The sequence below is a fragment of the Hydrogenophilus hirschii genome (assembly GCF_054656675.1).
Genome location: NZ_BAAHXQ010000001.1, coordinates 191,683 through 212,106, shown reverse-complemented (window position 1 = coordinate 212,106; position 20,424 = coordinate 191,683). Strand labels below are relative to the sequence as shown.

The window sequence follows — 20,424 nt, the reverse complement described above, 5'->3', positions numbered from 1 at the left end:
CTCCTCATCAAACCCGACGTTTCTTGGGCGGACGGCATCCATTGTGCGGAATCGGCGTCACGTCGGCGATCCCGGTGATTTTGATACCCAACGCAGCAAGGGCACGAATGGTCGATTCGCGCCCCGGTCCCGGCCCTTGCACGCGGACTTCCAGATTTTTGATACCACACTCCATCGCAGCTTTTCCGGCAGCGTCGGCAGCAACCTGCGCTGCGAAAGGCGTGCTCTTGCGCGACCCCTTGAACCCAGAGGAGCCTGCGGAAGCCCACGCCAGCGCGTTCCCTTGCCGGTCGGTGATGGTTACGATGGTATTGTTGAAGGTTGCCTGAATATGGGCAATCCCGTCGGAAACGTTCTTTTTGACGCGACGACGCGCCTTGACTCCACTCTTCGCCATGCTACTTGACCCTCACATTACTTCTTCTTGCCCGCGATCGTCTTGCGCGGCCCCTTACGCGTCCTGGCATTGGTCCGCGTCCGTTGACCACGAACCGGCAGACCGCGACGATGGCGCATCCCACGGTAGCACCCGAGGTCCATCAGCCGCTTGATGTTCATCGTGATTTCGCGGCGCAGATCCCCTTCGACCTTATACTTAGCCACCTCTTCGCGCAAGCGCTCGATTTCGGCGTCCGTGAGATCTTTGATCTTCGCTTGCCGTGAGACTCCCGCCGCGTCGCAAATTTTGCGCGCGCGTGAACGACCGATCCCGAAGATGTGGGTCAGCGCAATCTCGGCGTGTTTATGGTTGGGTACGTTTACCCCAGCAATTCGGGCCATATCCACTCATCCCAATGAAAAACATGCAATTCTAGCGGAAAGATGCACCAGGATCAACCTTGGCGCTGTTTGTGCCGTGCCTCTTTACAGATCACCCGCACGACCCCGTGACGGCGGATGATCCGGCAGTGGCGACAAATCCGCTTGACAGAAGGTTGTACTCGCATCGTTTCTCTCCAAAATTATTTGCTGCGAAAGACGATCCGCCCGCGCGTGAGATCGTAGGGCGTCAATTGCACCGTCACCTTGTCCCCGGGCAAAATCCGGATGTAGTTCATCCGCATCTTGCCGGAGATATAACCCAAAATTTCGTGACCGTTCTCCAACCGAACCCGAAACGTCGTGTTCGGCAGATTCTCGATCACTTCTCCTTGCATCTCGATCACATCTTCTTTGGCCATCGCGTCAACCCCTTGTCCGACCGCTGCGCAAGTTCGCTTTTTTCAGGAGGCTCTCGTACTGATGAGACATGATGTGCGATTGCACCTGATTCATCAGATCCATCGTCACGACGACGATGATCAGGAGCGACGTGCCACCGAAATAGAAGGGAACGTTCCATTCCAAAATGAGGAACTCAGGGATCAGACAGACCAATGTCACGTAAAGCGCACCAGCCAGCGTCAATCGCGTCAGTACCCGATCGAGATACCGTGCGGTCTGATCACCGGGGCGAATCCCGGGAACGAACGCACCGCTCTTCTTGAGGTTTTCCGCAGTCTCTTTCGCGTTGAAGACCAACGCGGTATAGAAGAAAGCAAAGAAAATGATCGCGAGCGCATAGAGCAAGATATAGATGGGCTGCCCAGGCGAAAGCGCCGCGGCCATATTGCGCAGCCATTCGAGAGATTCTGATGCGCCGAACCATTGCGCCGCAGTCGCAGGAAAAAGAATGATCGACGACGCAAAGATCGGCGGAATCACCCCAGCCATGTTGAGCTTCAATGGCAAATGCGAGCTTTGACCGCCATAGAGACGATTGCCCACTTGCCGCTTCGCGTAGGTAATGGGGATCTTGCGCAGCGCTTTCTCGACGAAGACCACGAACGCCGTGACGCCGATCACGAGCATTACGATAAGCAGTGCTGCCAAGGGATGCAGCGACCCCGTCGAGACAAGCTCGAACGTACCCGCAAGCGCAGTCGGCAAGCCCGCCACGATACCGGCAAAAATGATCAGCGAAATCCCGTTACCGATACCACGCTCGGTAATTTGCTCACCCAGCCACATCAGGAACATCGTACCCGTGACCAGGGTGACCACCGTGGTCATCCGGAAGATGAACCCTGGCTCGAGGACCAATCCGGGCTGGTTCTCCAGCGCCACCGCGATCCCCAGCGACTGGACAAAGGCCAAAGCGACGGTACCGTACCGCGTATATTGCGCGATTTTGCGCCGCCCCGCTTCACCCTCTTTGCGCAGTTGCTCGAGGGGCGGGAATGCATAAGTCATCAACTGCATTACGATCGACGCCGAAATGTACGGCATCACACCAAGGGCAAAGATCGTGAAACGCGAGAGTGCCCCACCAGAAAAGAGGTTCAGCACCCCCAAGATCCCGCCTTGTTGCGTTTCGAAGAGCTTCGCGAGCTGCACCGGGTCGATCCCCGGAACGGGAATATGCGCGCCGATCCGGTATACGATCAACGCGCCGACGAGAAACCACAGGCGCCGTTTCAAGTCGGCGAATTTACCGAGCGCGAAGCCAGGGGCGGTCATCGTCGCCACAGCGGGATCACTCCGTTTCGACCGAACCGCCCGCAGCCTCGATCGCTGCGCGCGCACCACGCGTCGCCTTGATCCCGCGCAGCACGACACGGCGGGAAAGCGAACCCGATGCGATCACCTTGGCGCCGATCGCGTTGTTTGGCAAGAGGCCGGCCTGTTTCAGGACGATCAAATCGATCTCATCGACAGGCAGGCGCTCGAGATCGCTCAAACGCAGCTCGTGGACGAGCCCTTTGTTGGGAGACGTGAAGCCTCGCTTGGGCAAGCGCCGCTGCAATGGCATTTGCCCGCCTTCGAAACCGACTTTATGAAAACCGCCAGCCCGAGACTTTTGCCCTTTGTGACCGCGGCCACAGGTTTTCCCCAAACCGGAACCGATACCGCGACCAACGCGACGGCGCGGTTTTTTGGCCCCTTCTGCGGGTTGAAGTTGATTCAAGCGCATCACTTACCCCTCGACTTTCAATAGATAGCCTACTTTGCGGATCATGCCCCGCACCTGCGGCGTATCGGGTAACTCAACAGTATGGTTCAGGCGGCGCAACCCCAAACCCCGGACGGTTGCCCGGTGGTCCTGGCGCGTGCCAATCAAGGAGCGGACCAGTGTCACGCGGATCGTTTGTGCGCTCATTTTGCTTACTCCAGGATCTCTTCGACCGACTTCCCGCGTTTCGCGGCGATTTCGGCCGGTGTTTGCATCCGGGTGAGCCCCTTCATCGCGGCGCGCAGCACGTTGTGCGGATTGCGCGAGCCCAAGGACTTACAAATGACGTCTTTGACACCAAGGGCTTCGAACAACAGACGCATCGCACCCCCCGCAATGATCCCGGTACCGGCAGGCGCCGGCTTCATGATCACGCGGCTCGCGCCATGCTTTCCGATGATTTCGTGCTGAAGGGTACCATTGCGCAGCGGAATCTCGACCAGGTTGCGGCGCGCGTACTGCATGGCTTTCTGGACCGCCACCGGAACTTCGCGCGCTTTACCTTTGCCGATCGCAACACGGCCATCGCCATCCCCGACGACCGTGAGTGCGGCAAAGCTCAAAATCCGCCCACCTTTCACGGTCTTACTGACGCGATTGACCGCGACCAACTTTTCGATCAACTCTTCCTGCGCTTCGTAATCGCGCCCTTTGTTCGCTTTTCTGCTCATCGCTTCACCCCGTCAGAATTTCAGGCCGGCCTCGCGGGCGGCTTCGGCCAGCGCTTTGACACGCCCATGGTACAAATACCCGGAACGGTCGAAAGCCACCTCTTCGATACCGAGCGCCTTGGCTTTTTCAGCAATCGCTTTACCGACCAACGCGGCAGCCGCTGCGTTTCCGCCGTTCTTCACCTGGTCACGCAGCGCTTTCGAGAGCGTCGAAGCGGCAGCGAGCACCTTCGCTCCATCCGGCGTAGTGATCTGGGCATACATGTGCGCGTTGGAGCGATAGACTACCAGACGAATTTTCTTCAGTTGCGCAATTTTGGCCCGGGTTTTGCGGGCGCGGCGCAAACGTGCAAGTCTCTTGTTCATGGTCTAACCACCTTATTTCTTCTTCGTCTCTTTCAGGATCACCTGTTCGCCAGCATAGCGAACCCCTTTGCCCTTATAGGGCTCTGGCGGACGGTAAGCACGGATTTTGGCCGCTTCCTGACCCACCAACTGCTTGTCGATCCCTTTGAGGACGATTTCCGTTTGTGAAGGCGTCTCAGCCTTGACCCCGTCGGGCAAAGCGTGGATCACAGGATGAGAAAACCCGAGCGACAATTGGATCTGTTTGCCTTGCGCTTGTGCCCGGTACCCAACCCCGACGAGTTGCAAACGGCGTTCGAAGCCTTCAGAAACCCCTTTGACCATATTGGCCAGAAGCGCACGCATCGTCCCTGCGTACATGGCGCTGCGAACGACATCGGTTTTCGGCTGCACCCGCGCAACCCTGTCGGCGACTTCGATCGCCACCGCAGGATGCACTTTCATCTCCAGTTGCCCCAAAGGACCTTTGGCCCGCACCACGTCGCCGCTCACGGTGACTTCCACACCTTTGGGCAATACGACCGGTTGTTTCGCGATTCGAGACATCTTCTCTTCTCCCGTTAAGCGACGATGCAGAGCACTTCACCGCCAACGCGCGCTTTGCGTGCTTCACGGTCGCTCATCACGCCCTTGGGCGTCGAAACGATCGCGATACCCAAGCCATTCTGTACCTTCGGCAATTCATCGGCGCCGCGATAGATCCGCAAACCGGGGCGGGAAACGCGCTCGATGCGATCGATCACCGGGCGGCCTGCATAGTACTTCAGCGCCACTTTCAAGGTTGCTTTCGGGCCGTTGCGCAGGACTTCGTATCCGGCAATATAGCCTTCATCGTGCAACACCTTCACCACCGCCTCTTTCAATTTGGAATGCGGCACTTCGACATGACTTTTTTGCACCATTTGCGCATTGCGGATACGCGTCAGCATATCGGCGATGGGATCAGTCATACTCATCGCGCTCTCCTTACCAGCTCGACTTGGTCATGCCCGGAATCTGACCCGTGAACGCCAGTTCACGCAACTGATTACGGCACAACCCGAATTTACGGAACGTCCCGCGCGGACGACCCGTCAACGCACAACGATTGCGCAAACGTACCGGACTGGCGTTACGCGGCAACTGCTGCAACTTCAGACGCGCAGCCATACGCTCCTCGAGGGGCAATGACTGATCGTTAATGATCGCCAACAATTCCGCGCGCTTCTTCGCGTATTTCGCCACCAGCGCTTCCCGCTTCTTTTCGCGGTTGATCATCGATTTCTTAGCCATACTCGTACCCTTACGTCCGGAACGGGAAACGGAACGCTTCCAAAAGCGCCCGGCCCTCTTCATCGGTCTTTGCGGTCGTCGTGATCGTGATGTTCAGACCACGAACGGCGTCCACCTTGTCGTATTCGATTTCAGGGAAAATGATCTGCTCACGAACCCCAAGGTTGAAATTGCCACGACCGTCGAACCCTTTGCCGCCGACTCCGCGGAAGTCGCGTACGCGCGGGAGCGCGATCGTAATCAGCCGATCCAGGAATTCGTACGCGCGCACACCGCGCAAGGTGACCTTACAGCCAATGGGATAGCCTTCGCGAATCTTGAAGCCAGCCACGGACTTCCGCGCCCGCGTGATCACCGGCTTTTGCCCGGCAATCTTCGCCAGATCGTTCATCGCGTTTTCGAGCACTTTCTTGTCGGCAACCGCTTCACCTACCCCCATATTGAGGGTGATCTTCACGATGCGCGGCACCTCCATCACCGAGCGATAGCCAAAGCGGGCCATCAGCGCGGGAACCACCTCTTCTTGATATTGCTTCAACAACCGTGCCATCGTCGTGTCCTCACGCTTCTACCAGGTCACCGGTGCTCTTGAAAAACCGCACCTTACGACCATCTTCCAGAATCTTGATGCCAACCCGATCCCCTTTCTGAGTTTTGGGATTGAACAGCATCACGTTCGAGATATGGATGGGCATCTCTTTCGGTACGATCCCGCCCGGCTCCCCTTTCAACGGATTAGGGCGCACATGTTTTTTAACGACATTGATGCCTGCGACGACGACACGGTCTGCACCGACGCGCTTCTGGACCACGCCACGGCGTCCCTTGTCTTTTCCTGCGATGACGATGACTTCGTCACCTTTCCGAATCTTCTGCATGGCACACCTCAGATCACTTCGGGAGCCAACGAAACGATTTTCATGAACTGCTCGGTACGCAATTCACGCGTCACCGGGCCGAAGATACGCGTTCCGATCGGCTCCAATTTATTGTTCAGGAGCACAGCTGCGTTTTCGTCGAACTTGACGAGCGAACCGTCCGGACGGCGAACCCCTTTTGCCGTGCGCACGACCACAGCGTTATACACGTCGCCTTTTTTCACACGACCACGTGGCGCAGCGTCTTTGACCGAGACTTTGATAATGTCGCCCACGTTGGCATAGCGGCGCTTCGAACCACCCAAAACCTTGATGCACATCACCTTGCGCGCGCCACTGTTGTCGGCGACCTCGAGAAGGGTCTGCATTTGAATCATCTTTGACTCCAACTTATACCGCAATGCGGACAGTATTGGACTGGGAACAAGACGCCCCGCTCACGCGGGGCGCACAACCAGAATCATCAATTATACTGTCGCTGCGGAATTTTGCCAAGACCTTACACCAAACCCGCTTTCGTGACGATTCGCGAAACAACCCAACTCTTGGTTTTGGAGATTGGGCGCGATTCGACGATTTCGACGACATCGTTCAGCGCCACGTTGGGATCTTCACAATGGGCGTGAAACTTGCGCGATTTGGTCACATATTTGCCATAGAGCGGGTGCGCTTCACGGCGTTCGACCAACACCGTCACCGTCTTCTGCCTGGCCGTGGAAATCACCTTCCCTTGCAACCGGCGACGGTTTTTTTCCCCTTGATTCCCGGTCATGTCCGTACCCCTTTCTCTGCCAGCACGGTTTTGACGCGCGCGATATCCCGTTTCACTGCGCGCATCTGCGCCGTATTGCTGAGCTGCTGTGTTGCAAGCTGCATCCGCAAAGAGAATTGCGCTTTACGCAACGACAGCAACTCCTCTTTCAATTCGGCTACCGATTTCTCTCTCAAATCCTTTGCTTTCATGTTTAGCTCCCCAACCGTCGGGTTACGACGATCGTCCGGAACGGCAACTTCGCTGCGGCAAGGCGAAACGCTTCACGCGCCAACTCTTCACTGACCCCGGCCATCTCATAGAGGACTTTGCCCGGTTGGATCTCCGCAACCCAATACTCGGGGTTCCCTTTACCGCTACCCATCCGAACCTCTGCCGGTTTTTGCGTGATTGGCTTGTCCGGAAAGACTCGGATCCAGATGCGACCACCCCGTTTGATGTGGCGGGTCATCGCGCGACGTGCCGCTTCGATCTGACGTGCCGTAAGGCGACCACGCCCAACGGCTTTCAAACCGAACTCTCCGAACGAGACCTCGGTCCCGCGCGTAGCGATCCCTTTGTTGCGCCCTTTCTGGACCTTACGATACTTAGTTCGTTTCGGTTGCAGCATGGTTCACTCCCGATTTTGCCGACGCGCGGCCAGCCCGAGCACGACGCGTGTTTTCCCGTGTGGCACGGCGCGATTTGCGCGGTTCTTCAGAGGACGCCGCAACGGGCGACTGGTTACGATTGAGCACGTCCCCTTTGTAAATCCATACCTTGACGCCAATCACCCCATAGGTGGTACGCGCTTCCGCAAATCCGTAATCGATGTCGGCGCGCAACGTGTGCAGCGGCACACGACCCTCGCGATACCATTCCGAACGGGCAATCTCCGCCCCGTTCAGTCGCCCCGAGGTCATCACCTTGATCCCCTTGGCGCCCAAGCGCATCGCGCTTTGCATCGCGCGCTTCATCGCTCGGCGGAACTGGATCCTCTTTTCGAGCTGATTGGCGATCGACTCGGCGACCAATTGCGCGTCGAGTTCCGGCTTGCGCACCTCTTCGATCGAGACCTGGGCAGGAATACCCAAGCGTTCGGAAACCTCTTGACGCAGCTTTTCGATGTCCTCGCCTTTCTTGCCGATCACAACCCCTGGGCGAGCGGTATGAATCGTGATTTTTGCCGCTTTGGCCGGGCGTTCGATCACGATCCGGCTCACTGCCGCATGCTTGAGACGCTCTTTGAGATAGCGGCGCAGCGCGACGTCGGCTTGGAGCGTCGGTGCAAACGCTTTACTCGGCGCATACCAACGCGAGACCCAATCGCGCGTGACCGCGAGGCGAAAGCCGGTTGGATGAATCTTCTGTCCCATCGATGCTTCTCCTTACTCGCCCACGGTCACATAGATATGCGACGTCGGCTTCAAGATCCGAGTCCCGCGCCCTTTGGCGCGCGCAGCGAAGCGCTTCAGCACAAAGCCTTTCTCGACGTGGATGCGGACCACTTTGAGGGCGTCGATGTCGGCGCCATCGTTGTGCTCGGCGTTGGCAATCGCCGAAAGCAACGCTTTTTTGATGATCTTCGCCCCTTTCTGAGGCATGAACTCGAGGATGTTGAGCGCCTCAGCAACGGGCTTGCCGCGAATCACGTCGGCAACCAGGCGGCCTTTTTGTGGCGAAAGGCGCACGCCGCGAATCACTGCTCGTGTGGTTTTCATCGCTTCGCTCCTTACCGTTTCGCCTTCTTACCGGCTGCGTGCCCTTTGAAGGTACGGGTGAAGGAGAATTCACCCAACTTGTGGCCGACCATCGCTTCGGTGACGAAAACCGGAACGTGTTGCCGACCGTTATGCACCGCAAAGGTCAACCCGATGAATTCCGGCAAGATCGTCGAGCGACGCGACCAGGTTTTGATCGGCCGCTTGTCGTTTTTCGCGCGCGCCGCCTCGACCTTTTTGAGGAGGTGGGCGTCGACGAAAGGCCCTTTCTTCACTGAACGTGCCATTGCTTACCCCTTACCGTTTATGACGGCTTTGAATGATCATGCCGTCCGTACGCTTGTTCTTACGCGTCCGATACCCTTTGGTCTGCCAACCCCATGGGCTGACGGGAGGCCCACCCGTACCCGTACGGCCTTCACCACCACCATGCGGGTGATCGATCGGGTTCATCGCAACACCACGGACGGTCGGACGGATCCCGCGCCAGCGCGAGGCCCCGGCTTTGCCCAGTTTCTCCAGGTTGTGCTCACTGTTGGAGACCTCGCCGATCGTGGCACGGCACTCCATCGGGACGCGACGCACTTCACCGGAACGGAGGCGGATCTGAGCATAGCCACCGTCGCGACCGACCAGCATCGCGGAAGCGCCCGCAGCGCGGGCCAACTGCCCACCCTTACCGGGCTGAAGTTCGATGTTGTGAATCGTGGTCCCAACTGGGATCGAACGCAACGGGAGCGCATTTCCGACACGAATCGGGGCCTGCGGGCCACTTTCGACCACCATCCCCGCTTCGAGTCCCTTGGGGGCGAGAATGTAGCGACGTTCGCCGTCGGTGTAACAAATCAGTGCAATGTGCGCCGTACGGTTGGGATCGTATTCGATCCGTTCGACTTTGGCAGGAATGCCGTCTTTATTGCGACGGAAATCGATGATCCGATAATGGCGTTTGTGACCACCCCCTTTGTGCCGGGTGGTGATGCGACCGACATTGTTGCGGCCCGCTTTGCGTGTTTGTGCTTCGACGAGCGGTGCGTACGGCTCACCTTTGTGCAGATGCGGATGGACCACTTTGACGACGTGGCGCCGACCCGGAGAGGTTGGTTTCAGCTTGACGATCGGCATGATTACGCACTCCCACCCATGACGAAATCGAGCTCTTGACCGGGCTCGAGCGTCACGTAAGCCTTACGAACATTGGCGCGGCGACCAGCAAAACGGCCGAAACGCTTCACCTTGCCTTTCACATTGACGACGCGCACCCCTTGCACCCGAACGTTGAAGAGGCCTTCCACAGCCGCTTTGATTTCGTGCTTTTCTGCATCAGGCGCTACCCGAAAGACGACGGTATTGCGCGTCTCAGCCAGCATCGTCGATTTTTCGGAAATCACCGGTGCCAGCAGTACCTGATAATGGCGTTCCTTGAGCGCACTCATTGCCACATCTCCTGGAATTTTTCGATGGCGCCCTTGGTCACCAACACCAAGTCGAAATGAACCAGCGCGACCGGATCGACCTCGTGCGCTTCCAGCGCCAACACGTTCTTCAAATTACGGCTACCCAACAGCAGGTTTTCGCTGAGCTGTTCAGTGACAAGGAGGACATTGCGATCATAGACCCCCATCGCCCTGAGCTTTTCGACGACCAGCTTGGTCTTCGGAGCCGAGACATCGAAACCATCGACAACCGCAAGCCGCCCCTGGCGCGCCAATTCCGACAAAATCGACGCCATCGCAGCGCGGTACATCTTCCGGTTGACTTTATGAGAAAAATTTTCGTCTGGCGTACTCGGGAAAACCTTCCCACCTCCACGCCACAACGGGCTCGAGGTCATCCCGGCACGCGCACGGCCGGTACCCTTTTGCCGCCAGGGCTTGCGTGTGGAGTGTTTCACTTGCGAACGGTCTTTTTGCGCCCGCGTGCCCCGACGCGCATTGGCCATGTACGCCACCACGACCTGATGGACGAGCGGCTCGTTGAATTCGCGACCAAAAAGCTGGTCCGAGACGGTCACTGCGCCTGCCTCTTGACCATTCGTATCGAGTAGTTTCAATTCCATCGTCGCCTCGCTTAGCCTTTGGCCTTCACTGCGGGACGAACGATCACCTCGCGACCTTTCGCGCCAGGGACCGCCCCCTTGACCCAGATGAGTTGACGCTCGGCATCGACCCGCACCACTTCCAGGTTTTGAACCGTGACAGTTTCGTCACCCAGATGCCCCGCCATTCGCTTACCCGGGAAGACGCGACCCGGGTCTTGCGCCATACCGATCGAACCCGGTGCATTGGTGGTGATCGAGTTGCCGTGCGACGCGCGGTTCGAACTGAAGTTGTGCCGCTTGATCGCACCCGCAAAGCCTTTACCGATCGAGCGCCCAGTGACATCGACCTTTTGCCCAACCTGGAAGCGTTCGACCGAAAGGGTGTCCCCTGGCTTGAACTGCTCGAGTTCAGCCGGGTCGACACGAAATTCGCGGAGTACCTTAGCCGGGGTAACACCCGCCTTGGCAAAATGACCTGCGAGCGGTTTCGTGACCCGAATGGGGCGACGCTCCCCGAAACCCACTTGAACGGCTGCATAACCGTCGGTTTCGGGAGACTTGATCTGAACAACGCGATTGCCGGCAGCCGCCAATACCGTTACGGGAATACTCTGCCCGTCTTCGGTAAAAATGCGGGTCATGCCGACCTTGCGTGCAACAAGGCCAAGACTCATTTTTATCTCCTATTCCGGTTACGATTGACCGGAGGTCACCAAAACACAAAATCTGCGTCGGATGAACGCAGCATTATAACACAAGAAAAGGTTGCGCTTAGAGCAATTTGATATCGACGTCAACCCCGGCAGGAAGGTCGAGCTTCGAAAGCGCGTCGACGGTCTTGTCCGTTGGGTCTACGATATCGAGCAAGCGATGGTGGGTACGAATCTCGAACTGATCCATCGACTTTTTATTGACGTGCGGAGAGCGCAACACGTTGTAGCGTTCGATTTTGGTTGGCAGCGGAACGGGACCACGAACGACCGCGCCCGTGCGCTTGACCGCATCGACGATTTGCGCCGCGGAAAGGTCGATCAACCGGTAGTCGAACGCCTTGAGGCGAATCCGGATCTTTTGCGTTTTCATCTCGATATCCTCAAAGAACAAAAGAAAGGCCCTCGCAGATGCGAGGGCACGAATCATATCACAAATCGATCACTCGATGATTTTGGAGACGACGCCGGCACCCACGGTACGGCCGCCTTCGCGGATCGCAAAGCGCAGACCTTCTTCCATCGCGATCGGTGCAATGAGTTTCACCGTGAGTTTGACGTTGTCACCCGGCATCACCATTTCCACCCCTTCCGGCAGTTCGATCGACCCCGTGACGTCGGTGGTACGGAAGTAGAACTGCGGACGGTAGTTGGAGAAGAACGGGGTGTGACGGCCCCCTTCTTCTTTGGTGAGCACGTACACTTCGCATTCGAAGTGGGTGTGCGGGGTGATGGTACCCGGTTTGGCGAGCACTTGACCCCGTTCGACTTCTTCGCGTTTGGTTCCGCGAAGCAGCACCCCGACGTTGTCACCCGCACGCCCTTCGTCGAGCAGTTTGCGGAACATTTCCACGCCCGTGACGGTGGTCTTTTGCGTCGGACGCAGGCCGACGATTTCGACTTCGTCGCCGACTTTCACGGTACCACGCTCAACGCGGCCGGTCACGACGGTTCCGCGACCCGAGATCGAGAAGACGTCTTCGATCGGGAGCAGGAACGGTTTGTCGATGTCGCGCTCCGGCGTGGGGATGTAGCTGTCGAGCGTCTCAGCCAGTTTGAGGATCGCCGGCTCGCCGATTTCGCTCTGGTCGCCTTCGAGCGCTTTGAGCGCCGAGCCTTTGATGATCGGGGTGTCGTCACCCGGAAAGCCGTACTGATTGAGCAGGTCCCGAACTTCCATTTCGACGAGTTCGAGAAGTTCCGGGTCGTCCACCATGTCGCATTTGTTGAGGAAGACGATGATATAGGGAACACCGACCTGGCGCGCCAACAGGATGTGTTCGCGCGTTTGCGGCATCGGGCCGTCTGCAGCCGAGACCACGAGAATCGCGCCGTCCATCTGCGCGGCACCCGTGATCATGTTCTTGACGTAGTCGGCGTGCCCCGGGCAGTCGACGTGCGCGTAGTGACGGTTCGCGGTTTCGTATTCGACGTGCGCGGTGTTGATCGTGATCCCACGCGCTTTTTCTTCCGGCGCCGCGTCGATGTCGTCGTATTTCTTCGCTTCACCACCAAAGTGCTTCGCCAGCACCGTGGTGATCGCCGCCGTCAGCGTCGTCTTGCCGTGGTCCACGTGCCCAATCGTCCCCACATTGACGTGCGGCTTCGTCCGCTCGAATTTTGCCTTGGCCATTTCGTTTCACTCCTTCAAAAGATGGTCACCATCGATCATTTGCGCGCGTTGATCACCGCTTCGGCAACGTTACGCGGCGCTTCAGCGTAATGCTTGAACTCCATCGAGTAGGTGGCACGACCTTGGGTGAGCGACCGCAGTTGCGTTGCGTAGCCGAACATTTCGGCAAGCGGCACCTCGGCGCGGATCACCTTCATCCCACCCGGCAAATCGTCCATCCCTTGGACGATGCCCCGGCGCGCAGAAAGGTCGCCCATCACGTTACCCATGAACTCTTCCGGTGTTTCGACTTCGACCGCCATCATCGGCTCGAGCAACACCGGATCGGCCTTTTTCATCGCCTCTTTGAATGCGATGGACGCTGCCATCCGGAACGCGTTTTCGTTCGAGTCCACCTCGTGGTACGACCCGTCGAAGAGGGTCACTTTGAAGTCGACGACGGGGTAGCCTGCAAGTACCCCAGATTGCGCCGCCTCCTGGATCCCTTTGTCGACCGCCGGGATGTATTCACGCGGCACCACGCCACCTTTGATCGCGTCGATGAACTCGTACCCTTTGCCGGGCTCGTTCGGCTCGAGTCGAATCCAAACGTGGCCGTACTGACCGCGACCCCCGGTCTGCTTGACGAATTTTCCTTCTTGCTCGACCGTTTTGCGGATTGCTTCGCGATACGCCACTTGCGGCGCACCCACATTCGCTTCGACGTTGAACTCACGGCGCATCCGGTCGACGATGATCTCGAGGTGCAGCTCACCCATTCCAGAGATGATCGTCTGTCCCGACTCTTCGTCGGTACGCACACGGAACGATGGGTCCTCCATCGCGAGGCGCTGCAGCGCGATCCCCATTTTCTCTTGGTCGGCCTTCGATTTGGGCTCGACCGCGACGTGAATCACCGGTTCGGGGAACTGCATCGACTCGAGCTTGATCGGCGCGGCCGGATCGCACAGGGTTTCCCCAGTGATCACCTCTTTGAGCCCGACTGCGGCCGCAATGTCGCCCGCACGCACCTCTTTGATCTCATTTCGGTTGTTCGCGTGCATTTGCAAGAGGCGACCGATGCGCTCTTTTTTGTTTTTGTTCGAGTTGAGGACCGTATCGCCGGAGCTCAAAACCCCCGAATAGACGCGCAAGAAGGTGAGTTGCCCGACGTAGGGGTCGGTCATCAATTTGAATGCGAGCGCACAGAATTTCTCATCGTCACTGGCGCGACGCTCAGCCGGATTGCCGTCCATGTCTGTCCCTTGCACCGGCGGGATATCGACCGGAGAGGGGAGAAATTCGACCACGGCGTCGAGCATGCGCTGAACGCCTTTGTTCTTGAACGCAGAGCCGCAGAGCATCGGTTGGATTTCGCACGCAATGGTCCGCTGACGCAACCCAGCGACGATCTGCTCCTCACTCAGCGTCCCGTTTTCGAGGTACGCGTTCATCAACTCTTCGTTCGCTTCGGCGGCGGCTTCGATCATCTTTTCCCGCCACTCTTCGGCTTGGTCGCGCAACTCAGCTGGGATATCGTAATACTCGAACTTCGTCCCTTGCGACGCCTCATCCCAGTGAATTGCTTTCATCTTGATGAGGTCGACGACCCCGACGAAGTTCTCTTCGGCACCGATCGGAATGACGATAGGTATCGGGTTGGCTTTGAGCCGCTCCCGCATCTGCTCATAGACACGGAAGAAGTTGGCTCCTTGCCGGTCCATCTTGTTGACGAACGCGAGACGAGGCACACGGTATTTTTCCGCCTGCCGCCACACCGTTTCCGACTGCGGCTGCACGCCACCGACCGCACAGTAAACCATACACGCACCGTCGAGCACGCGCATCGAGCGCTCGACTTCGATCGTGAAATCGACGTGCCCCGGGGTATCGATGATGTTGAACCGGTATTCCGGGAATTGCATGTCCATCCCGCGCCAGAAGCAGGTCGTTGCCGCGGAAGTGATCGTGATCCCGCGCTCTTGTTCCTGCTCCATCCAGTCCATCGTTGCAGCACCGTCGTGAACCTCACCGATCTTGTGGTTCACGCCGGTATAAAAGAGAATTCGCTCGGTCGTCGTGGTTTTCCCGGCGTCGATGTGCGCCGAGATCCCGATATTCCGGTAGCGTTCGATGGGCGTTTTCCGTGCCACGGTTCTATCCTTTGAACGAACAACAACTCAAGCCCTCACCCGAGGGCTTACGTAATCTTATCGACAATCAGAAGCGGAAATGGGCAAACGCCTTGTTGGCCTCGGCCATACGATGCACTTCGTCGCGCTTCTTCATCGCGCCGCCGCGCCCTTCCGCCGCTTCCATCAATTCGGCCGCCAAACGCTGCGCCATCGTCTTTTCCGACCGCTTGCGCGCCGCTTCCCGCAACCAACGCATCGACAATGCCAGCTGGCGCGACGGGCGCACTTCGACGGGAACTTGATAGTTCGCCCCGCCAACCCGGCGCGACTTCACTTCGACAAGCGGCTTGACGTTTTCGATCGCCGCCGAAAAGACTTCGAGCGGATCTTTGTTGGTCTTGCTGGCGATGATCTCGAAAGCGCCATAGACGATACGCTCGGCCACCGACTTCTTGCCGGAGACCATGATCACATTGACGAATTTCGAGACATTGACGTTGCCGAACTTCGGATCCGGCAAAATCTCACGCTTGGGTACTTCGCGACGACGCGGCATATCCGTTTCCCTTCAAAAATGGTTATTTCTTGCCAGCAGCGGCGCCCGGCTTCGGACGCTTCGCCCCGTACTTGGAACGCCCTTGCTTACGGTCCTTGACCCCTTGCAAGTCGAGCGAACCGCGCACGATGTGGTAACGCACACCCGGCAGGTCTTTCACCCGGCCGCCACGAATCAGCACCACCGAGTGTTCTTGCAGATTGTGCCCTTCGCCGCCGATGTACGAAATCACCTCGTAACCGTTGGTCAAACGCACTTTCGCGACCTTACGAAGGGCCGAGTTCGGCTTTTTCGGCGTCGTGGTATAGACGCGCGTACACACGCCTCGTTTTTGCGGACATCCCTGCAACGCCGGCACTTTGCTCTTTTCGGGCGCCGTTTTCCGCGGACGACGCACCAACTGGTTGATGGTTGGCATCTTCTGTTCTCCAATAGATCCGAGTCAGACTACGATTGGCCCGACAATAAAACGCGCAATCATACCTTGTAAAGTCCTGCGCGTCAAGCGCAGGACGTTTCCCTTACGACGCATCGGAGGTGATTGCATTCCAAGTCTCTTCCGCTTGCTCGATGCGACTGCGGCGCCGTCGCGCGCGGTGATGCGCCAACCCCGTCCCCGCCGGGATGAGGCGACCAACGATCACGTTCTCTTTGAGGCCACGCAACTCGTCGCGCTTGCCCATGATCGCCGCTTCGGTGAGCACCCGGGTGGTCTCCTGGAACGATGCCGCGGAGATGAAGGAGTCGGTGGAGAGCGACGCCTTGGTGATCCCAAGCAGCAGGTTCTCGTATTTCGCCGGGACTTTCCCCTCTTTCTCGAGGCGCGCATTCTCGATCAACACCTCGGCACGCTCGACCTGCTCCTCGGGAAGGAAACGCGAGTCACCGGGGTCGGTAATCACCACGCGACGCAGCATCTGCCGTACGACCACTTCGATATGCTTGTCGTTGATCCGAACCCCTTGGAGACGATAGACGTCCTGTACCTCGTCGATGATGTAGCGCGCCAATGCTTCGATTCCTTGCAAGCGCAAGATGTCGTGTGGGTTCACCGGCCCATCAACGATCAGCTCGCCGCGGTTCACGACCTGCCCGTCGTGCACCAAGAGATGCTTCTCTTTCGGGATCAGGAATTCGTGCGTCGTCCCGTCGGGTTCGGTCAGGATCAAGCGGTGCTTGCCTTTGGTCTCTTTACCGAACGAAACCGTCCCGGTGACCTCCGCAAGCATACCGGCATCTTTGGGTTCGCGCGCTTCGAAGAGCTCGGCAACCCGAGGCAGCCCCCCCGTGATGTCGCGGGTCTTCGCCGATTCTTGCGGTATCCGTGCCAGGACGTCGCCTGCTGCCACCTCTTGCCCTTCGCGCACAGTAATGATTGCGCCAACCGGGAAGGTGATGAGGAACGGCGTTTCGGTCCCGGGAATCTTCACCGAGTCGCCGTCTGGACCGATCAGATGGACCGACGGACGCCCCACCTTCGACGCGCCGCGCTGCTTCGCGTCGATCACCACGAGCGTGGAGAGCCCGGTGATTTCGTCGACCTGCTTCGCGACGGTCACCCCCTCGACGACGTTGTCGAAGCGCACGGTACCGCCATATTCGCTGATGATCGGACGGGTATGCGGATCCCAGCTGGCCAATTTGACCCCCGCTGCGACCTGCTGCCCTTCGTCGACGTGCAGAATCGCACCATAGGGAACTTTGTGCCGTTCGCGTTCGCGCCCCGACTCGTCGACCACTTGGACCTCAGCAGCCCGCGCGGTGACGATCTTCTCGCCGTCCGACCGGGTGATGAAACGCATGTTGGGGGAGAAGCGGATCGTACCGCCAACCTTCGCTTCGATCCCGCTCTGCGCGACCGCCCGCGATGCAGCACCCCCAACGTGGAAGGTCCGCATGGTGAGCTGCGTCCCCGGCTCACCGATCGACTGCGCGGCGATCACCCCGATCGCCTCGCCGACGTTCACGAGGCCGCCGCGCGCCAGGTCGCGACCGTAGCACTTCGCACAGACGCCATAGTGCGTTTCACAGGTCAAGGGGCTGCGCACCTTGACTTCGTCCACCCCTTTCTCGTCGATGAGTTCGACCAGGGGTTCATCGAGCAGCGTTCCCGCCGGGATGAGTGTTTCCCGCGTATCGGGGTCGACGACATCTTCGGCGACCACGCGACCGAGGATCCGGTCACGCAGCGCTTCGATCACCTCACCGCCCTCGATGAGCGCTTTCATATAGAAGCCGTTACTGGTGCCGCAGTCGCTTTCGGTGATCACCAGGTCTTGTGTGACGTCAACCAAACGGCGGGTCAGGTAACCCGAGTTTGCGGTCTTCAACGCGGTGTCGGCAAGCCCTTTCCGCGCCCCGTGGGTCGAAATGAAGTACTGCAGGACATTCAGCCCTTCGCGGAAGTTGGTGGTAATCGGCGTCTCGATGATCGAGCCATCGGGCTTCGCCATCAACCCCCGCATCCCGGCGAGCTGGCGAATCTGCGCCGCCGAACCCCGTGCGCCAGAGTCCGCCATCATGTAGATCGAGTTGAACGACTCTTGCTCGACCACTTCGCCGTTGGGCAGCGTGACGCGCTCTTTGGACAATTGGTCCATCAGCGCTTTCGCCACTTGGTCCGATGCCCGTCCCCAGATATCGACCACCTTGTTGTAGCGCTCGGTGGCGGTGACGAGACCGGAGGCGTACTGTTGCGCGATCTCTTTGACCTCTTCTTCCGCTTGGGCGATGATCGCCTCTTTCTGCGGTGGGATCAACATGTCCTTGATCGCGATCGAAAGTCCGCCGCGCGTGGAGAGCTTGTAACCCCAGTTCATCAACTGGTCGGCGAAGATCACGGTGGCTTTGAGCCCACACTTGGGGTAGGACTGGTTGATGAGCTGCGAGATCGCTTTTTTCTTCAGCGGCCGGTCGATCAGTTCGAACGGCAAGCCTTTCGGCAAGATCTCCGAGAGGATCGCCCGCCCGACGGTCGTTTCCCGTCGTGTGGTCTTCGCGATGGTCGGTTCGCCTTTTTCGTCGAATTCGTATTCGGTGATGCGCACCGTGACGCGAGCATGGAGGCTTGCAATGCCCTGCTCCCAGGCGCGCCGTGCTTCGGCGACGTCGGCAAAGATCATCCCTTCGCCCTTGGCGCCGACCGCTTCGCGAGTAGCGTAGTAGAGCCCCAAGACGATGTCCTGCGACGGCACGATGATCGGGTCCCCGTTCGCGGGCGAGAGGATGTTGTTCGAGCTCATCATCAACGTGCGCGCTTCGACCTGCGCTTCGAGCGAAAGCGGCACGTGCACCGCCATCTGGTCACCGTCGAAGTCGGCGTTGAACGCGGTACAGACGAGCGGGTGGAGCTGAATCGCTTTGCCTTCGATCAGGACCGGTTCGAACGCCTGGATCCCCAAGCGGTGCAACGTCGGTGCGCGGTTGAGAAGCACCGGATGTTCGTGGATCACCTCTTCGAGGATGTCCCACACCACCGGCTCTTGGTTTTCCACCATCTTCTTCGCTTGCTTGATGGTGGTGCAGTAACCGAGCGTTTCGAGTTTGTGGTAGATGAACGGCTTGAAGAGTTCGAGCGCCATCAGTTTCGGCAATCCGCACTGATGGAGCTTCAATTGCGGCCCCACCACGATCACCGAACGGCCCGAGTAGTCGACCCGCTTTCCAAGGAGATTTTGACGGAATCGACCGCCTTTCCCTTTGATCATGTCAGCGAGCGATTTCAGCGGCCGCTTGTTGGGACCGGTCATCGCCTTGCCGCGGCGCCCGTTGTCAAAGAGCGAATCGACCGCCTCTTGCAACATCCGTTTTTCGTTACGGACGATGATTTCCGGCGCTTTGAGCTCAAGCAGCCGCCGCAAACGGTTGTTGCGGTTGATCACCCGACGGTAGAGGTCGTTGAGGTCGGAGGTAGCGAAGCGCCCTCCGTCGAGCGGTACGAGCGGACGCAGATCGGGCGGCAGCACCGGGATCACGTCCATGATCATCCACTCCGGCTTCATTCCGGAGCGGTAGAAGGCTTCGAGCACTTTCAGGCGCTTGCTGATCTTCTTGATCTTGGCGTCCGACCCGGTGGTTTCGAGTTCGCCCCGCAGTTTTTCGATTTCGCGCTTGAGGTCGAGGGTGCGCAGGAGTTCGCGGATCCCTTCGGCCCCCATCATCGCGTGGAAGTCCCCCGCGTACTCTTCGAACGCCTGGTGGTAACTCTCCTCCGACATGATCTGCCCGCGCTGAAGCGGGGTAAGCCCTGGGTCGATCACGACGTAGGCTTCGTAGTAGAGCACCCGCTCGATGTCACGCAGCGTCATGTCGAGCACGAGCCCAAGCCGGCTCGGCAAGCTCTTCAAGAACCAGATGTGCGATACCGGCGCTGCGAGCTCGATGTGCCCCATCCGTTCGCGGCGAACACGGGAGACGGTCACCTCGACGCCGCACTTTTCGCAGATCACGCCCCGATATTTCAGCCGCTTGTATTTGCCGCAGAGGCACTCGTAGTCTTTGACCGGGCCGAAGATCTTGGCACAAAAAAGACCATCGCGCTCCGGTTTGAACGTCCGATAGTTGATCGTCTCCGGTTTTTTCACTTCGCCGTAAGACCAGCTGCGGATCTTCTCCGGCGACGCAAGACCGATCGTGATCGCGTCGAACTCCGTGGGGTTGTCGACGCTTTGCCGAAAGAGGTTGGCGAGTAAATTGTTCATAGCAACTCCATGCGCATGA

The 20,424-nt window shown here is 58.5% G+C and carries 31 protein-coding genes; all 31 read right to left on the bottom strand.

The features are described from left to right. Positions 1 to 7 precede the first annotated feature (7 nt). The 31 genes from rpsK to rpoC all read right to left on the bottom strand — a co-directional run bounded on the left by rpsK (position 8) and on the right by rpoC (position 20,405). Positions 8 to 397 (bottom strand): 30S ribosomal protein S11, encoded by a 390-nt coding sequence (gene rpsK / locus ACYQ4Z_RS01115; protein ID WP_119334500.1) that lies wholly within the window; start codon positions 395 to 397, stop codon positions 8 to 10. Positions 398 to 414: 17 nt separating this feature from the next. Further along, positions 415 to 780 (bottom strand): 30S ribosomal protein S13, encoded by a 366-nt coding sequence (gene rpsM / locus ACYQ4Z_RS01110; protein WP_119334499.1) that lies wholly within the window; start codon positions 778 to 780, stop codon positions 415 to 417. Positions 781 to 833: 53 nt separating this feature from the next. Next, the gene (rpmJ, locus tag ACYQ4Z_RS01105) at positions 834 to 947 is read right to left on the bottom strand and encodes a 50S ribosomal protein L36 (protein WP_119334498.1); all 114 of its coding nucleotides are present in this window, start codon (positions 945 to 947) and stop codon (positions 834 to 836) included. 15 nt (positions 948 to 962) lie between these two features. Next, entirely contained in the window at positions 963 to 1,181 is a 219-nt protein-coding gene (infA, locus tag ACYQ4Z_RS01100; protein WP_119334497.1) for a translation initiation factor IF-1, read from the bottom strand. A gap of 4 nt (positions 1,182 to 1,185) precedes the next feature. Beyond that, the gene (secY, locus tag ACYQ4Z_RS01095; protein ID WP_219972404.1) at positions 1,186 to 2,499 is read right to left on the bottom strand and encodes a preprotein translocase subunit SecY; all 1,314 of its coding nucleotides are present in this window, start codon (positions 2,497 to 2,499) and stop codon (positions 1,186 to 1,188) included. 16 nt (positions 2,500 to 2,515) lie between these two features. Then, positions 2,516 to 2,953 carry a 50S ribosomal protein L15 gene (gene rplO / locus ACYQ4Z_RS01090; RefSeq protein ID WP_219972283.1) on the bottom strand — a complete coding sequence of 146 codons (438 nt, stop codon included), beginning with the start codon at positions 2,951 to 2,953 and terminating at the stop codon, positions 2,516 to 2,518. Between the two features lie 3 nt (positions 2,954 to 2,956). Further along, on the bottom strand, positions 2,957 to 3,139 hold the full coding sequence (gene rpmD / locus ACYQ4Z_RS01085) for a 50S ribosomal protein L30 (RefSeq protein WP_119334495.1): 183 nt from the start codon (positions 3,137 to 3,139) through the stop codon (positions 2,957 to 2,959). A gap of 5 nt (positions 3,140 to 3,144) precedes the next feature. Next, a complete protein-coding gene (gene rpsE / locus ACYQ4Z_RS01080) occupies positions 3,145 to 3,663 on the bottom strand; it encodes a 30S ribosomal protein S5 (protein ID WP_119334494.1) in 519 nt (172 codons plus the stop codon). Positions 3,664 to 3,675: 12 nt separating this feature from the next. Continuing rightward, positions 3,676 to 4,029: a 50S ribosomal protein L18 gene (gene rplR, locus ACYQ4Z_RS01075; RefSeq protein ID WP_219972284.1), complete on the bottom strand. Its 354-nt coding sequence runs from the start codon at positions 4,027 to 4,029 to the stop codon at positions 3,676 to 3,678. A 12-nt stretch (positions 4,030 to 4,041) separates the two neighbouring features. Beyond that, entirely contained in the window at positions 4,042 to 4,575 is a 534-nt protein-coding gene (gene rplF, locus ACYQ4Z_RS01070) for a 50S ribosomal protein L6 (protein WP_219972285.1), read from the bottom strand. 14 nt (positions 4,576 to 4,589) lie between these two features. Then, on the bottom strand, positions 4,590 to 4,985 hold the full coding sequence (gene rpsH, locus ACYQ4Z_RS01065) for a 30S ribosomal protein S8 (RefSeq protein WP_219972286.1): 396 nt from the start codon (positions 4,983 to 4,985) through the stop codon (positions 4,590 to 4,592). Between the two features lie 10 nt (positions 4,986 to 4,995). Continuing rightward, a complete protein-coding gene (rpsN, locus tag ACYQ4Z_RS01060; RefSeq protein ID WP_119334490.1) occupies positions 4,996 to 5,301 on the bottom strand; it encodes a 30S ribosomal protein S14 in 306 nt (101 codons plus the stop codon). Positions 5,302 to 5,311: 10 nt separating this feature from the next. Further along, positions 5,312 to 5,851, bottom strand: coding sequence for a 50S ribosomal protein L5 (gene rplE / locus ACYQ4Z_RS01055; protein ID WP_119334489.1), 540 nt, complete (start codon positions 5,849 to 5,851; stop codon positions 5,312 to 5,314). 10 nt (positions 5,852 to 5,861) lie between these two features. Continuing rightward, positions 5,862 to 6,179 (bottom strand): 50S ribosomal protein L24, encoded by a 318-nt coding sequence (gene rplX, locus ACYQ4Z_RS01050; RefSeq protein WP_119334488.1) that lies wholly within the window; start codon positions 6,177 to 6,179, stop codon positions 5,862 to 5,864. 8 nt (positions 6,180 to 6,187) lie between these two features. Then, the gene (gene rplN / locus ACYQ4Z_RS01045; protein ID WP_119334487.1) at positions 6,188 to 6,556 is read right to left on the bottom strand and encodes a 50S ribosomal protein L14; all 369 of its coding nucleotides are present in this window, start codon (positions 6,554 to 6,556) and stop codon (positions 6,188 to 6,190) included. 122 nt (positions 6,557 to 6,678) lie between these two features. Next, positions 6,679 to 6,951: a 30S ribosomal protein S17 gene (rpsQ, locus tag ACYQ4Z_RS01040; RefSeq protein WP_119334486.1), complete on the bottom strand. Its 273-nt coding sequence runs from the start codon at positions 6,949 to 6,951 to the stop codon at positions 6,679 to 6,681. Next, positions 6,948 to 7,142 (bottom strand): 50S ribosomal protein L29, encoded by a 195-nt coding sequence (rpmC, locus tag ACYQ4Z_RS01035; protein ID WP_119334485.1) that lies wholly within the window; start codon positions 7,140 to 7,142, stop codon positions 6,948 to 6,950. The genes rpsQ and rpmC overlap by 4 nt, the downstream gene beginning before the upstream one ends. 2 nt (positions 7,143 to 7,144) lie before the next feature. After that, positions 7,145 to 7,561: a 50S ribosomal protein L16 gene (gene rplP / locus ACYQ4Z_RS01030; RefSeq protein WP_119334484.1), complete on the bottom strand. Its 417-nt coding sequence runs from the start codon at positions 7,559 to 7,561 to the stop codon at positions 7,145 to 7,147. Next, positions 7,539 to 8,306: a 30S ribosomal protein S3 gene (gene rpsC, locus ACYQ4Z_RS01025; RefSeq protein ID WP_119334483.1), complete on the bottom strand. Its 768-nt coding sequence runs from the start codon at positions 8,304 to 8,306 to the stop codon at positions 7,539 to 7,541. Before rpsC ends, rplP begins: the two co-directional genes overlap by 23 nt. Positions 8,307 to 8,318: 12 nt before the next feature. Further along, positions 8,319 to 8,651, bottom strand: a complete 333-nt coding sequence (rplV, locus tag ACYQ4Z_RS01020) for a 50S ribosomal protein L22 (RefSeq protein WP_119334482.1) — start codon at positions 8,649 to 8,651, stop codon at positions 8,319 to 8,321. An 11-nt stretch (positions 8,652 to 8,662) separates the two neighbouring features. Beyond that, the gene (gene rpsS, locus ACYQ4Z_RS01015) at positions 8,663 to 8,938 is read right to left on the bottom strand and encodes a 30S ribosomal protein S19 (RefSeq protein WP_217125723.1); all 276 of its coding nucleotides are present in this window, start codon (positions 8,936 to 8,938) and stop codon (positions 8,663 to 8,665) included. A gap of 10 nt (positions 8,939 to 8,948) precedes the next feature. Further along, positions 8,949 to 9,776 (bottom strand): 50S ribosomal protein L2, encoded by an 828-nt coding sequence (gene rplB, locus ACYQ4Z_RS01010; RefSeq protein WP_119334480.1) that lies wholly within the window; start codon positions 9,774 to 9,776, stop codon positions 8,949 to 8,951. A 2-nt stretch (positions 9,777 to 9,778) separates the two neighbouring features. Next, complete coding sequence (rplW, locus tag ACYQ4Z_RS01005) at positions 9,779 to 10,087, bottom strand: 50S ribosomal protein L23 (protein WP_119334479.1); 309 nt, start codon at positions 10,085 to 10,087, stop codon at positions 9,779 to 9,781. Next, positions 10,084 to 10,710 (bottom strand): 50S ribosomal protein L4, encoded by a 627-nt coding sequence (rplD, locus tag ACYQ4Z_RS01000; RefSeq protein WP_219972288.1) that lies wholly within the window; start codon positions 10,708 to 10,710, stop codon positions 10,084 to 10,086. The genes rplW and rplD overlap by 4 nt, the downstream gene beginning before the upstream one ends. Positions 10,711 to 10,721: 11 nt before the next feature. Continuing rightward, complete coding sequence (gene rplC / locus ACYQ4Z_RS00995) at positions 10,722 to 11,366, bottom strand: 50S ribosomal protein L3 (RefSeq protein WP_119334477.1); 645 nt, start codon at positions 11,364 to 11,366, stop codon at positions 10,722 to 10,724. A gap of 97 nt (positions 11,367 to 11,463) precedes the next feature. Beyond that, positions 11,464 to 11,775, bottom strand: coding sequence for a 30S ribosomal protein S10 (rpsJ, locus tag ACYQ4Z_RS00990; RefSeq protein WP_119336029.1), 312 nt, complete (start codon positions 11,773 to 11,775; stop codon positions 11,464 to 11,466). A 69-nt stretch (positions 11,776 to 11,844) separates the two neighbouring features. Beyond that, complete coding sequence (tuf, locus tag ACYQ4Z_RS00985; protein ID WP_119334476.1) at positions 11,845 to 13,035, bottom strand: elongation factor Tu; 1,191 nt, start codon at positions 13,033 to 13,035, stop codon at positions 11,845 to 11,847. 35 nt (positions 13,036 to 13,070) lie between these two features. Continuing rightward, on the bottom strand, positions 13,071 to 15,167 hold the full coding sequence (gene fusA / locus ACYQ4Z_RS00980; RefSeq protein ID WP_459859776.1) for an elongation factor G: 2,097 nt from the start codon (positions 15,165 to 15,167) through the stop codon (positions 13,071 to 13,073). Between the two features lie 67 nt (positions 15,168 to 15,234). Continuing rightward, positions 15,235 to 15,705: a 30S ribosomal protein S7 gene (rpsG, locus tag ACYQ4Z_RS00975; RefSeq protein WP_219972293.1), complete on the bottom strand. Its 471-nt coding sequence runs from the start codon at positions 15,703 to 15,705 to the stop codon at positions 15,235 to 15,237. A 22-nt stretch (positions 15,706 to 15,727) separates the two neighbouring features. Then, complete coding sequence (gene rpsL / locus ACYQ4Z_RS00970) at positions 15,728 to 16,123, bottom strand: 30S ribosomal protein S12 (protein WP_119334473.1); 396 nt, start codon at positions 16,121 to 16,123, stop codon at positions 15,728 to 15,730. A 103-nt stretch (positions 16,124 to 16,226) separates the two neighbouring features. Beyond that, positions 16,227 to 20,405 (bottom strand): DNA-directed RNA polymerase subunit beta', encoded by a 4,179-nt coding sequence (rpoC, locus tag ACYQ4Z_RS00965; protein ID WP_459859773.1) that lies wholly within the window; start codon positions 20,403 to 20,405, stop codon positions 16,227 to 16,229. Between the last annotated feature and the right edge of the window lie 19 nt (positions 20,406 to 20,424).

What these genes read in the sequence shown, in the direction of transcription:
- rpsK (WP_119334500.1), bottom strand. Translation starts at nt 397, where the DNA reads ATGGCGAAGAGTGGAGTCAAGGCGCGTCGTCGCGTCAAAAAGAACGTT.
- rpsM (WP_119334499.1), bottom strand. Translation starts at nt 780, where the DNA reads ATGGCCCGAATTGCTGGGGTAAACGTACCCAACCATAAACACGCCGAG.
- rpmJ (WP_119334498.1), bottom strand. Translation starts at nt 947, where the DNA reads ATGCGAGTACAACCTTCTGTCAAGCGGATTTGTCGCCACTGCCGGATC.
- infA (WP_119334497.1), bottom strand. Translation starts at nt 1,181, where the DNA reads ATGGCCAAAGAAGATGTGATCGAGATGCAAGGAGAAGTGATCGAGAAT.
- secY (WP_219972404.1), bottom strand. Translation starts at nt 2,499, where the DNA reads ATGACCGCCCCTGGCTTCGCGCTCGGTAAATTCGCCGACTTGAAACGG.
- rplO (WP_219972283.1), bottom strand. Translation starts at nt 2,953, where the DNA reads ATGCGCTTGAATCAACTTCAACCCGCAGAAGGGGCCAAAAAACCGCGC.
- rpmD (WP_119334495.1), bottom strand. Translation starts at nt 3,139, where the DNA reads ATGAGCGCACAAACGATCCGCGTGACACTGGTCCGCTCCTTGATTGGC.
- rpsE (WP_119334494.1), bottom strand. Translation starts at nt 3,663, where the DNA reads ATGAGCAGAAAAGCGAACAAAGGGCGCGATTACGAAGCGCAGGAAGAG.
- rplR (WP_219972284.1), bottom strand. Translation starts at nt 4,029, where the DNA reads ATGAACAAGAGACTTGCACGTTTGCGCCGCGCCCGCAAAACCCGGGCC.
- rplF (WP_219972285.1), bottom strand. Translation starts at nt 4,575, where the DNA reads ATGTCTCGAATCGCGAAACAACCGGTCGTATTGCCCAAAGGTGTGGAA.
- rpsH (WP_219972286.1), bottom strand. Translation starts at nt 4,985, where the DNA reads ATGAGTATGACTGATCCCATCGCCGATATGCTGACGCGTATCCGCAAT.
- rpsN (WP_119334490.1), bottom strand. Translation starts at nt 5,301, where the DNA reads ATGGCTAAGAAATCGATGATCAACCGCGAAAAGAAGCGGGAAGCGCTG.
- rplE (WP_119334489.1), bottom strand. Translation starts at nt 5,851, where the DNA reads ATGGCACGGTTGTTGAAGCAATATCAAGAAGAGGTGGTTCCCGCGCTG.
- rplX (WP_119334488.1), bottom strand. Translation starts at nt 6,179, where the DNA reads ATGCAGAAGATTCGGAAAGGTGACGAAGTCATCGTCATCGCAGGAAAA.
- rplN (WP_119334487.1), bottom strand. Translation starts at nt 6,556, where the DNA reads ATGATTCAAATGCAGACCCTTCTCGAGGTCGCCGACAACAGTGGCGCG.
- rpsQ (WP_119334486.1), bottom strand. Translation starts at nt 6,951, where the DNA reads ATGACCGGGAATCAAGGGGAAAAAAACCGTCGCCGGTTGCAAGGGAAG.
- rpmC (WP_119334485.1), bottom strand. Translation starts at nt 7,142, where the DNA reads ATGAAAGCAAAGGATTTGAGAGAGAAATCGGTAGCCGAATTGAAAGAG.
- rplP (WP_119334484.1), bottom strand. Translation starts at nt 7,561, where the DNA reads ATGCTGCAACCGAAACGAACTAAGTATCGTAAGGTCCAGAAAGGGCGC.
- rpsC (WP_119334483.1), bottom strand. Translation starts at nt 8,306, where the DNA reads ATGGGACAGAAGATTCATCCAACCGGCTTTCGCCTCGCGGTCACGCGC.
- rplV (WP_119334482.1), bottom strand. Translation starts at nt 8,651, where the DNA reads ATGAAAACCACACGAGCAGTGATTCGCGGCGTGCGCCTTTCGCCACAA.
- rpsS (WP_217125723.1), bottom strand. Translation starts at nt 8,938, where the DNA reads ATGGCACGTTCAGTGAAGAAAGGGCCTTTCGTCGACGCCCACCTCCTC.
- rplB (WP_119334480.1), bottom strand. Translation starts at nt 9,776, where the DNA reads ATGCCGATCGTCAAGCTGAAACCAACCTCTCCGGGTCGGCGCCACGTC.
- rplW (WP_119334479.1), bottom strand. Translation starts at nt 10,087, where the DNA reads ATGAGTGCGCTCAAGGAACGCCATTATCAGGTACTGCTGGCACCGGTG.
- rplD (WP_219972288.1), bottom strand. Translation starts at nt 10,710, where the DNA reads ATGGAATTGAAACTACTCGATACGAATGGTCAAGAGGCAGGCGCAGTG.
- rplC (WP_119334477.1), bottom strand. Translation starts at nt 11,366, where the DNA reads ATGAGTCTTGGCCTTGTTGCACGCAAGGTCGGCATGACCCGCATTTTT.
- rpsJ (WP_119336029.1), bottom strand. Translation starts at nt 11,775, where the DNA reads ATGAAAACGCAAAAGATCCGGATTCGCCTCAAGGCGTTCGACTACCGG.
- tuf (WP_119334476.1), bottom strand. Translation starts at nt 13,035, where the DNA reads ATGGCCAAGGCAAAATTCGAGCGGACGAAGCCGCACGTCAATGTGGGG.
- rpsG (WP_219972293.1), bottom strand. Translation starts at nt 15,705, where the DNA reads ATGCCGCGTCGTCGCGAAGTACCCAAGCGTGAGATTTTGCCGGATCCG.
- rpsL (WP_119334473.1), bottom strand. Translation starts at nt 16,123, where the DNA reads ATGCCAACCATCAACCAGTTGGTGCGTCGTCCGCGGAAAACGGCGCCC.
- rpoC (WP_459859773.1), bottom strand. Translation starts at nt 20,405, where the DNA reads ATGAACAATTTACTCGCCAACCTCTTTCGGCAAAGCGTCGACAACCCC.